Origin of the sequence: Acinetobacter gerneri DSM 14967 = CIP 107464 = MTCC 9824 (genome assembly GCF_000368565.1) — a bacterium.
GTDB classification, from domain to species: domain Bacteria; phylum Pseudomonadota; class Gammaproteobacteria; order Pseudomonadales; family Moraxellaceae; genus Acinetobacter; species Acinetobacter gerneri.
Map to the genome: position 1 here is coordinate 522,212 of NZ_KB849545.1, position 12,075 is coordinate 534,286.

Below are 12,075 nucleotides of genomic sequence, written 5' to 3' on the forward strand. Positions count from 1 at the left end.
TTTTATGTCTAGATCGTCATCATTTTGATAATAATAATGAACAATGTAATAGGACAAAGGAGTGATAAGAACCAAATGATCGATCTCAAGGTCGATAGATTGGCCAAATAACATAGTCCATAAATCACACGTAGTGCGATATAGATCATTCCCAATTTCATAATAATGAATTGAGGGACGACCAAATACTCTGCCATCAAAATTGAGGCGATAAAGAGAGGCAAACTCTCAAAACTATTCTGTTGCACAGCATTGGCACGTGCTGCAAGCCCAGTGGTTTTTGCTAAAAATTCACGTGGATTTTGATTATCTTTGAGTTTAAATCCACCCACAACCTTTGCAATAATTGCAAAAGCATAAGGTAGCAAGCAAGCTGCTAAAATGAGATAGATAATGCCACTGATCTCTTGCATGAATATTATTCTCATGATTTTTTCAGTTGCATATCATAGCATGGTGTTTATAAGATGTTTTTTGTTAAATAGTACGTTTTACAAAATTGGAGCAGACATGATCAATCCAGATCAGAAAGAAATGTTAGATGTGTTAGATCAACGACAGAAGCATCAGCAAAAACTGGATCGGGTATTTAAAATCGTGATTCCAATTATGGCCTTTTTACTCTGTGTGATTTGCGCCAATATGAATTGGCAATCGACATTAGGCACATTTATCATGCTTTGGGTCGCATTTTACGCTGTTGGCATCAAACGTTTAAACGTCTGGTTGTGGGTGTTTGTCGTCGCTTTATATTGTTTGGTCGATATCTTTTTTAGTTATGGCACATTTCAGATTGAAGCCATTGGTCGCCAAATGGGTACGATGATGGTATTTGTGATTATTTTAGGTATTGGTCGCCCTTATGTTGATCAGTGGTTTATAAAATAATCCTCCCTGCTCCAAATAAAAAAACCTCTTACATTGAAGAGGTTTTTTTATTTTCAAATCACTCAAATCATATCAATGAGCGACATGATTGGCTTAGTTGGTTTTACGTAAGTCTTTACGCAAGATCTTGCCTACATTTGATTTTGGCAATTCATCCATAAATTCAACATAACGTGGACGTTTGTAGCCCGTTAAGTTTTCTTTTGCGAATGCTAAAACTTCTTCGGTTGTTAAAGATGGATCTTTTTTCACAACGAATAATTTTGGAACTTCACCTGATTTTTCATCAGGAACACCAATAGCTGCAACTTCCAAGATTTTTGGATGAGTCGCCATCACTTCTTCGATTTCAGAAGGATAAACATTAAAACCTGATACCAAAATCATGTCTTTTTTACGGTCAACAATCTTGGTATAACCGCGTTCATCCATCACACCGATATCGCCAGTACGGAAGAAACCATTGGTCATGACTTTTTCAGTTTCATCAGGGCGATTCCAGTAGCCTTTCATGACTTGTGGACCACGAATCGAAATTTCACCTTGTTCACCCAATGCAACTTCATTGCCATCGTCATCTAAAATCGCAACTTCAGTAGATGGTAATGGAACACCAATCGTACCGCTAAATGCTTCAGATGCTGGTGGATTTGCTGTTGCAACTGGTGAGGTTTCTGAAAGACCATAGCCTTCAATAATCGTCGTGCCTGTAATTTTTTTCCAAGCTTCAGCGGTTGAAGGAAGTACTGCCATACCTCCGCCCATTGCCATTTTCAACTTGCTAAAATCAAGTTGTTTAAAATCTTCATTGTGCACAAGTGCATTGAACAAAGTATTTACAGCAGGGAAAAATGCAGGTGGATGATTTTTTAAATCTTTAATCACAGAGGGTAGATCACGTGGGTTGGCAATCAATACGTTCGCTTCACCTTTATACATACCGTATAACGCACATACCATGAAAGCAAAAATATGGTATAGCGGTAAGGCACAGATAATACGATCATCTTTGCTGCCATCTTGTGCGCCAAACTTACTTTGGAAAATGCCATCACATTGCAAAAGGTTTGCGACCAAGTTGCGATGTGTCAATTCAGCACCTTTCGCAACACCTGTCGTCCCGCCTGTATATTGCAGAACTGCGGTATCGCTCAAAGTCATATTTGGACGTTTGTAATTGTTTGCATTGGCTTTTGCCATCGCAGCATTGAAACGGATATGCCCCGGAATATTCCATGCAGGAATTTGTTTACGCACTTTACGTAACACAAAATTGACCAAAGTACCTTTCAACGTACCCAACATATCCCCAACCGAAGCAACGATGACATGCTTCACAGGTGTTTTACCTAAAATACTTTGATAAACAGAAGCAAAGTTTTCGATAATCACCAACACTTCTACGCCTGCATCATTTAACTGATGCTCAAGCTCACGCGCGGTGTAAAGTGGATTAACATTGACCAATACCAGACCTGCACGAAACACGCCTAAAGCCACAACTGGATATTGGAAAACGTTTGGCATCATTACGGCTACACGTGTGCCTTTTGCAAGTCCTAAGCTTTGCAAATATGCTGCAAATTTACGGCTTGCAGCATCAAGTTCATCAAAGGACATTGTTTTATCCATAAAGATAAAAGCATCACGTGAACCAAATTTCTGGAAATTACGTTCAAAAATGTCGTTTAAAGATGTATTTTCTGGTGGCAATTCAATTGTTTCAGGAATTCCAGTCTTTTTGTACTCTGCGTACCAGATCTTTTCCATAATGCCATTATCTCCAATCAGTAATCCTTAGTTTTAAACTGTTTTTTCTCAATATTAAGCATCGTTTTTTGCCTTGTTTTGCTCAATATTGCATCCATTTTCACGAATTGTTGTCATATATAACGTATTTCGATCAATGGATGCTAGTTTTATCTTTGAATGAACAGTTTATTTGCTTTTTGATAACCCCGTGGTAAGAGTTGACCTTTACTTGCACGCTTACCCATATATTTTTGTAGATCATCGCCTTTTAGTTTTAGCTGTTGATTCCCTGCAAACACTTGAATTATTTCATTTAAATTCAATGTTATCACGGACTGAACCAGATCATCAGCTTCAAGTTGTATCAACTTGTTTCCTTTCCCTTTGTTCAGGATTGGCAAATCTGACAAATCAACAATCAACAATCTTCCAGCTGTACTTAAAATGGCGAGATGTGTTGCGTCTTCTGTTTTAAGTAATGGTAAGGCTTTACTATCGCTCGACACACTCAAGAAAGATTTACCTGCTTTGGCATTGGTATCCAAATGTTTGGCATTGGTTGTAAAGCCGTAGCCTTTAGTACTGAGTGCCACGATATTTTGTTCATCTTCTGCGACCATGATTTGGATAAATCCAACACCATTTGCAGGAGAAAGTTTTGAACTCAACGGTTCACCTAAGCCACGTGCCGATGGCAAACTATTGATCGGTAATGCATAGCTACGCCCTGTTTCATCAAGCACGTAAACACGTTGATTGGACTTACCAATATCAGAACTCAAATATTGGTCGCCTGCACGGAAGTTGAGATTTACAGCATCAACCTCATGACCTTTGGCACAGCGAATCCAACCTGCTTCTGAAAGGACAACAGTCACAGGCTCAGCCGGCATCAAATCTTGTTCACGAATCGCTGATGCTTCTGCACGTGTCACAATCGGTGAACGACGATCATCACCAAATTTTTTCGCATCATCTTTGAGTTCATTGATAATCAAGTTTTTCAAAGATTCTGGATTTGCCAATTGTTCACGAATCACTGCAGCTCTCGCTTCAAGTTCGTCTTGTTCACGGCGAATTTCCATTTCTTCAAGTTTTGCCAAATGACGTAACTTAAGTTCTAAAATGGCTTCTGCTTGAATCTCATCAATATTGAAATGTGACATCAATACTGGTTTAGGTTGATCTTCTTCACGAATAATCTTGATCACCGTATCAATATCCAAATAGGCAATCAATAAACCTGCAAGGATATGCAAGCGTTTTTCGATTTTACTTAGATGATATTGCAGACGACGTGTGACAGTATCTTTACGGATTTCAATCCATTCTAATAAAATTTTACGGATGGATTTAACTTGTGGTCGACCATCTGCGCCAATCATATTCATATTGACACGATAGCTTGACTCAAGATCAGTCGTAGCAAATAAATGGCTCATCACTGCGTCAGCATCAATACGATTTGAACGCAGTACAATCACCAAACGGGTCGGATTTTGGTGATCAGATTCATCACGTACATCGACCACCAATGGCAATTTTTTTGCCTGCATTTGGTCAGCGATTTGAGTGATAATCTTTGAACCAGACACTTGATATGGCAGCTCTGTGATCACGATTTCATTTTTATCGATCGTATACACCGCTCGGCTACGATAACTTCCACGCCCTGTGGTTTGAATTTTCAATAATTCTTCTGCAGGCGTTATGATCTCGGCTCTGGTCGGTAAATCAGGACCCGGTACATATTCTGCGACTTTTTCATCGGTCAGATTTGGATTGCGAATCAATGCAATCGTACCTTTGACCACTTCACGTAAATTGTGCGGTGGAATGTCAGTCGCCATACCTACTGCGATCCCTGTTGTCCCGTTCAGCAAGATATTGGGTACACGAGCCGGTAAAGTGATCGGCTCTTTCATCGAACCGTCAAAGTTATCTTGCCAGTCCACAGTGCCCTGACCCAACTCTGACAAAAGTAGATCACTATAAGGTGATAATTTTGCTTCGGTATAACGCATCGCAGCGAAGGATTTTGGATCGTCGGGTGAACCCCAGTTACCTTGACCTTCAATAAATGGATAACGGTAGCTAAAGGGCTGAGCCATCAGCACCATTGCTTCATAACATGCCGAGTCACCATGCGGATGATATTTACCTAAAACATCCCCGACGGTACGCGCAGATTTTTTGGGTTTACCACTTGGTTTTAAACCAAGTTCACTCATGGCATAAACAATACGACGCTGTACTGGTTTTAAACCATCACTAATATGCGGTAATGCACGATCCATAATTACGTACATCGCATAGTTTAAATATGCTTGTTCAGTAAATTCGGCTACGGAGCGGTTTTCTGTCGCATGATGCGCAAGGCTTGTCATAACAACTGTTAATCCTAATAAATCGTTTTAATGTAAAGGAGGCAAAGCCTCTTATTTGTTTTATATGCTAAGTCGCAAGGTATCTGGATACAAGGGGAGAATCAATACCTTACGACACACCTTGTCTTATGATCAAAATTATCAACGATTAAATCAAGGTTCAAGTCAAAAAGTAGAACAATTATAATCCTATAGATTCTAAAGTTTTACCTTTGGTTTCTTCACCCAAGATAAGAATCACTAAGGCAACTGCAATTAAAACAGCAGTAAACATAATGAATACATGACTAAAACCATTATTCATGACCATCATATGTGTCACCACCATTGGTGCAACTATACCACCTAAACGCCCAATCGCAGATGCCCAACCCGAACCAAAAGCACGAATATTGGCAGGATACTGTTCAGGTGTGTAGGTATAAAGCACACCCCATGCACCAAGATTGAAAAATGACATTAAACAGCCCCAGAACATGATCATGCCTACTGTGCTTGCTTGCCCGAAGAAATACGCCGAGACCGCACACATGCCAATAAATCCAGCCAATGTTGCCTTACGACCTAACTTTTCAACCAACCATGCCGCAGCAACATAACCAGGAAGCTGCGCCAAGATCATGATCAAAACATATTCAAAAGACTGTACGATACTGTAACCTTGTTTGACCAATAAACTCGGTAACCACGTAAAGATTCCATAATAAGAATAGACAATGCCAAACCAGATCAACCACAACATCAAGCTACGCTTGGCAAAACCACCTGACCAAAGCTGACGAAATGAAATATTGTGCTGAGCTGCAACAGGTTGCACCTCGATTTTTTCAATCACCTCGACACCACATTGTTTTTCAAGTTTTTGTACCAAAGCATGCGCTTCTTCAATACGCCCACGATTGATCAAATATGGAATAGATTCTGGAACTTTCTTTAAAATAATAAAAATATAAAGCGCAGGTAAACCACCGACCAAAAATGCCGCATGCCAACCAAATTTTGGAATTAGAAAATAGGACACCAAGGCTGCAACTAACCAGCCCAATCCCCAGAAACTTTCAAGCAAAACAATAAAACGTCCACGTACATGTGCAGGAACATATTCACTGACTAGCGTTACAGCCACAGGAAGCTGTCCACCCAACCCCAAACCCACGATAAAGCGGAAAACCAAGAGCCACGTCAAATTGGGTGCAAAAGCACATAGTGCCGTCGCGATACTATAGGTCACTAAAGTTGCAGCAAAAACAGTATGACGACCAAACTTATCAGCCAAACCACCTGAAAATACTGCACCGATCGCCATTCCCACAAAGCCGATACTGACGATCAAACCACTCTGCGAAGGCAAAAGCCCCCAGTCCTTGACCAAGGTCGCCATGATGAATGCAATGATACCGGTGTCCATCGCATCAAACATCCAACCTAAGCCAACCACCCAAAGCAAAGTATAGTGAAATTTGCCAATCGGCAGACGTTGCACACGTGAAACTAAATCCATATCTAGATCTCTGAAATTCGTGAAAGGGAAATAACTGCTTTCACAACAGGATGTATTATTGTGCAGATTTTAAGCATTTTTAGAGTAAAAATATAATTTTAATTTTCATCTTTTGATGAGGCGGATTGTTCATCATCATCTTGATAGATAAATTTAGGCATTTCTAAACCAAAATAAATCGCGATACAGCGTAAAGAAAAACCAAAAACCAAGGTCGAAATAATGGTTACTTCTTGAGATAAACCAATATCTTGGCAAACCCAATAACAAATCACTGCAACAAAAGAAATACTGGCATAAAGTTCACGGCGGAACACCAATGGGACATCATTACATAAAATATCACGTAAAATACCGCCTGATACCCCAGTTAAAACTCCCGCAACGGCAGAAACGACAAAACCGTGTCCCATTTGCAAGGCGATCTGACAGCCAATGATGGTAAAACCAATCAGACCAAGCGCATCAAGTAATAAGAAGATTTGACGTAAATGACGCATCCATTTGGCAATAATAATCGTCACAAATGCAGCAGCACAGGTCAAAACCAGATATTCAGGATGCTTCACCCAAGTCAGAGGATAATGTCCAAGCAATACATCTCGAACGGAACCACCGCCGAGTGCTGTTACACAGGCGATCAGGACAACGCCAAACCAATCCATACTACGTCGACCTGCAGATAACGCACCCGTCATCGCCTCAGCCGTAATCGCAATAATATAAATAATCAGTAACAACATTGCCCTTCTTCCACTAGGGTTTTTATTGCGCGCTATTTTAAGCTATCTTTAGAAAAAAACTAGATAAAATGTGCACAACAAGATTTAAATTTTTTCCCTGATCCACAAACACACGGCTGTTTCATTGTGATTTGCATATCCGTTGTCGGATCTAAAAAATACCAAGTATCATCGAATTTAACAAAGTGTGATAACTCTTGGTGAATTTGTGCCTTTTGTCCATCATAATAATGTGCTTTGAACTCGACCAATGCATGATTTTTGTCAATTTTTTCATTTGTTTGTACGATTTCAAGTTTTAACCATTGATTGACCTTGCTCCACTCTGCAATCGCTGGCACATCCAAAGCCTTTTGTTGCCCAAGTGCTGTCGTTGCTACGATATAGTCAATTTGCTGTTTAGCAAAAGCACTATAGCGTGAGCGCATCAGTTGTTCGGCTGTTTGGGCTTTAGCTTGGTTTAAATGCAAAGGCTGACAGCAGTCTTGATAATGTTTTTCTGAACCACATGGGCAAGATAGGTCTGACATATAACAACTCAGAGAAGGGTTAATTCAATCAATATTTTAAGTCTAAACGAATGCATTTAAATATATCATTTTAAGGACTGTTTTAATCACTTTACATAGGCAACAAACGCCCCAAATCACAAATAAAATACAGATCTGCCATTCTACTTTTAGATATCAATGCATATATTATTTATCCAAGATTCAGTCTATTTATACGTAGAATATTGCTGTGCTTTTACAACAAGATTTAAGCTCTTCAGAGCTAACACTATTTGCTGAAATATTATGGAAACTTGGATCAAAAAAAGGAGAAAATGACTTACGGGAAAATATTATTGCCGATATTGCAGCCTTACTTCACGCCGATTTCGCTGCATCCTATGTCTGGGATGCCAAGCATGCTTTATCTAAACATCCCATTATGTGGAAAATCGACCAAAAGGCCATTCAAGAATATGAGCAAATTTGGCAATATGATGATCCCATAACATCAGAGCTTCGAAAACGGCAAAAACCAACTTTTGTCAATGAAGTGATGGCTTATTCTCATCTAAAAAAAACTTCATATTACAATGAGTTCCTGCAACCCTATGGTTTATATCATGGTTTAAATATCTACTTTATGCGTGATGGTATTGATCTTGGTGATTTTCGGATTTGGCGTGCCTCTGATTCAGCCATGTTTACCGATCGAGAAAAAAGAATCTTAAATATTCTTGAGCCCTATATAAGCAATGCATTGCCTATAGAAATCTCAACTCGCTACGACTTAACCCCTCGAGAACATGAAATTGTTCTTTTAGTTTCTAAAGGTTTGAGTGATAAAGATGTTGCAAATTTATTGAATATTGGCTTTACCACGATCAGAACACACCTAAAAAATGCAATGAAAAAAATAGGTTGTAACAATCGTACAGAAATGGCACTTCATGTTCAGCATTCACGCAATCCTCAATTTTGAGGATGCCCAATGACTTCATAGTTGTATTAAATTGATACGACCATAACTTAAACGGATTTTAAGTCATTATGTTAGCGAACCATGAAAATACCAACCTAAAGCCTTCACTGGATTTATCAAAATTATCTACAAATGAGATATCGACACTAATTCACAGCAAAAAAATTAGCTGTGAACAACTGGTACATTTATATTTTTCCAATATAGAACAATTGCAGTCATTAAATGCATTTGTCACTGTAGATAAAGCTTCAACATTACAACAAGCAAAATCGTGGGATCAGCATATTTTAGAGGGTAAACCTTGCCCTGCTTTAATCGGAACGTTAATTGCAGTCAAAGATAATATTCATGTTGCAGGTTTTCCCAATAGTGCAGGAACACCTGCCCTCGCTCAATTTAGACCAGAAACGTCTGCACCGATTATTCAAAAATTGATTGATCAGGGCGCGATTATTGTTGGCAAAACGCATATGCATGAACTTGCATTTGGCGTGACGGGCTACAATCCAGCTATACATTTCAATGACGTGATCGGCACTCGTAATGCCACAAATCCATTGCATATTGCGGGCGGTTCTTCTTCTGGAAGTGCCGTAGCCGTTGCTGCGGGTATGGTTCCCATTGCCATAGGAACTGATACAGGTGCTTCAGTTCGATTGCCTTGTGCTTTAAATGGCTGTGTTGGTTTTCGCCCAACGCTTGGCAGATATGCTCAAGACGGAATCACACCCATTTCGCACACTCGAGATACAGCGGGTCCAATGGCGCATACCGTTTCAGATATTGCATTGATTGATCATGTGATCACTCAGCAAACGATTAAAGCACCCATTCCTGCCCAACAGATTAGGCTTGGAATCAATCAATATTTTTGGGCAAACTTAGATGAAAACGTCCATCATCATGCTCATCTTGCACTTGAGCGCTTAAAATCTGCAGGCGTTAAAATCGTTGAAGTACAAATGCCTGAGTTAGAACAACTCAATCATCATATTTCGTTTCCAGTTGTGATCTATGAAGGCAAACATGATCTCGTTCAATATTTAAAAAATAACACTCAAATCACGATCGAATCCGTAGTCGATCAAATCACTAGTCCTGATGTTCTTGCTTTGTTTAAGCAAAATATTCTTCCAGAATTAATGGCAAATGCTGAAGGAGAACTTGTACCTGTTTTGCCTTTATACCAAAAAGCCATCAATGAATTTAGACCTCAATTACTCGCACTGTATGAAAAAACATTTAAGGAAAATAATTTAAATGCTTTGATCTTTCCGACATCCCCAATTGTTGCACCGCTGGCAAATGATGAAGCAAGTTCTATAGAAAATTTCCAAAGATTAATTCAAAACACAGACCCAGGCAGCAATATCGGACTCCCTGGACTGAGTTTAGCTATTGCAAATGTCACTGAATCCAATCTTGCCATTGGACTGGAAATAGATGGTTTACCCCATTCTGATGATGAGTTATTGGCAATCGGTATGACTTTAGAATCTATTTTAAAGAACGTATAAGTGACCGTTTCAAGAACTTAAGCAAAAAATAGGATGTACTGATCCTCGAACCATTTTGCTTCTCCATAAAAAAAACCAAGTATTTAAATACTTGGTTTTTTAACTAAAAACTAAAATGCTTTTTATTCATCATTTTCAGGATCTTCAGTCGCGATAATATGGACTTTCTCGATTTTATGCCCATCCATCGTAACAACTTCAAAGATATAACCATTGGATTCAAACTTTTCGCCATTTTCAGGCAAACGTCCAAGATGGAATAAAATAAATCCTGATAAGGTTGAATATTGCTCTGATTCATCAACCAAATCACAACCTAACAGTAGAGAAACGTGACGAATATCTGTTGATCCTTCAAGGATCAATGAGCCATCTTCCAAGCTTTCAGCCGCAGTTTCCAGTTCATCTTCATCAGGGAATTCACCCGCGATCGCTTCTAAGATATCAATCGGTGTGGCAATCCCTTCGATTGAGCCATATTCATTGAGTACGATCGCCATTTGTAATGGTGCTTGACGAAGTTGTTCCATCACCATTAAAACTTGCGCATTTTCATGCACGATCACAGGTTCACGGATATGCTTCGCAAAATTGAGTTCACCTGTTTCAATATAGTCATTCAAAACTTTATGGGTCAGAACCACACCCGCGATATTGTCCAACTCACCATGCGCCACGATCAAACGTGAATGCGTCATACTCATCAAACGATCTTTGACGGTTGCATGATCATCATCCAAATCGAGCCATTCTAATTCGGGACGAGGAGTCATCACAGATTTTACTGGGCGTTCAGACAAACCAAGCACACCCTGCACCATAACACTATGGTATGCCCCATTTTCAGGGTCAAACATTTCATCTGCTAAAGCTTGAGTGGCAAGAACATCTTCGGTTTGACCTGCATTTTCATTTGAGTTTTTACCACCCAACATACGCAGTACGGCAGAAGCAGTGCGAAAACGCAAATCTGTCGTTGTCACCATTTTCTCTTGGTTCTTGCGCATGGTTTGGTTCATAAACTCGACCAAAACCGAGAAGCCAATTGCTGCGTATAAATAGCCTTTTGGAATATGGTAACCAAAGCCTTCAATAATGAGTGAGAAACCAATCATCATCAAAAAGCCAAGACACAAAATCACCACGGTAGGATGACGTTCAACAAACTCCATCAGGGGTTTGGATGCCCACATCATGATACCAACGGCAATAATCACCGCACAGATCATCACGGGTAGGTCTTTAACCATACCAACAGCGGTAATGACGCTATCTAGGGAGAACACAGCATCTAAAACCACAATTTGAACGATTACCATCCAAAATGCTGCATGGACTGGGTTTTCATCTTTCAATTGCTGCCCGCCCTCAAGACGTTCATGCAATTCCATTGTGCCTTTAAATAACAAGAACACCCCACCAAACAGCAAAATCAGATCACGCCCTGAAAATGGGTGCTCAAAGATATGGAATAGCGGTCTGGTCAATGTCACCACCCAAGCAATCGACATGAGCAAGATAATTCGCATTCCAAGCGCTAAAGCTAAACCGGTTAAGCGCCCTGCTCGTCTTTGTTCTGGTGGAAGTTTTGCTGCCAAAATCGAAATAAAGACGAGGTTATCAATCCCAAGTACAATTTCGAGCACGATAAGCGTGGCAAGTCCCACCCATGCAGAAGGGTCAGACATCCATTCAAAAAACATCATGATTGAGACTCCCCTGCTTTTTGCATAGAGAGATTTGGGATATATAGATTAAAGGAAAAATCAGAACTGACTTTTGCTATTGTTATTTCTACAGGCTGATGATAT

General features: G+C 39.7%; 10 protein-coding genes. 3 read left to right on the forward strand and 7 right to left on the reverse strand.

Going from position 1 to position 12,075, the window contains the following annotated elements:
- Nucleotides 1–8: 8 nt before the first annotated feature.
- Nucleotides 9–413 carry an MAPEG family protein gene (locus F960_RS17570; protein ID WP_004868223.1) on the reverse strand — a complete coding sequence of 135 codons (405 nt, stop codon included), beginning with the start codon at nt 411–413 and terminating at the stop codon, nt 9–11.
- Nucleotides 414–510: 97 nt separating this feature from the next.
- Here F960_RS17570 and F960_RS17575 point away from each other — a divergent pair, with 97 nt between their 5' ends.
- Nucleotides 511–888 (forward strand): hypothetical protein, encoded by a 378-nt coding sequence (locus tag F960_RS17575; RefSeq protein ID WP_004868225.1) that lies wholly within the window; start codon nt 511–513, stop codon nt 886–888.
- A 93-nt stretch (nt 889–981) separates the two neighbouring features.
- Here the strand turns inward: F960_RS17575 and F960_RS17580 are convergent, their stop codons facing one another.
- The 5 genes from F960_RS17580 to F960_RS17600 form a co-directional block, all read right to left on the reverse strand.
- Nucleotides 982–2,658: a long-chain-fatty-acid--CoA ligase gene (locus F960_RS17580; protein ID WP_004868226.1), complete on the reverse strand. Its 1,677-nt coding sequence runs from the start codon at nt 2,656–2,658 to the stop codon at nt 982–984.
- Nucleotides 2,659–2,807: 149 nt separating this feature from the next.
- Complete coding sequence (parC, locus tag F960_RS17585) at nt 2,808–5,027, reverse strand: DNA topoisomerase IV subunit A (protein WP_004868229.1); 2,220 nt, start codon at nt 5,025–5,027, stop codon at nt 2,808–2,810.
- Between the two features lie 181 nt (nt 5,028–5,208).
- A complete protein-coding gene (gene niaP, locus F960_RS17590; RefSeq protein ID WP_004868232.1) occupies nt 5,209–6,528 on the reverse strand; it encodes a niacin transporter NiaP in 1,320 nt (439 codons plus the stop codon).
- A gap of 98 nt (nt 6,529–6,626) precedes the next feature.
- Nucleotides 6,627–7,271, reverse strand: a complete 645-nt coding sequence (locus tag F960_RS17595; RefSeq protein WP_004868235.1) for a trimeric intracellular cation channel family protein — start codon at nt 7,269–7,271, stop codon at nt 6,627–6,629.
- A 59-nt stretch (nt 7,272–7,330) separates the two neighbouring features.
- Entirely contained in the window at nt 7,331–7,801 is a 471-nt protein-coding gene (locus F960_RS17600; RefSeq protein WP_004868238.1) for a YchJ family protein, read from the reverse strand.
- Between the two features lie 205 nt (nt 7,802–8,006).
- Here F960_RS17600 and F960_RS17605 point away from each other — a divergent pair, with 205 nt between their 5' ends.
- Both F960_RS17605 and iaaH read left to right on the forward strand, forming a co-directional pair.
- Nucleotides 8,007–8,744 (forward strand): response regulator transcription factor, encoded by a 738-nt coding sequence (locus F960_RS17605; protein WP_085945830.1) that lies wholly within the window; start codon nt 8,007–8,009, stop codon nt 8,742–8,744.
- A gap of 68 nt (nt 8,745–8,812) precedes the next feature.
- On the forward strand, nt 8,813–10,264 hold the full coding sequence (gene iaaH, locus F960_RS17610) for an indoleacetamide hydrolase (protein WP_004868242.1): 1,452 nt from the start codon (nt 8,813–8,815) through the stop codon (nt 10,262–10,264).
- 122 nt (nt 10,265–10,386) lie between these two features.
- Here iaaH and F960_RS17615 read toward each other — a convergent pair whose 3' ends face one another.
- The gene (locus F960_RS17615) at nt 10,387–11,967 is read right to left on the reverse strand and encodes a TerC family protein (protein ID WP_035373702.1); all 1,581 of its coding nucleotides are present in this window, start codon (nt 11,965–11,967) and stop codon (nt 10,387–10,389) included.
- Between the last annotated feature and the right edge of the window lie 108 nt (nt 11,968–12,075).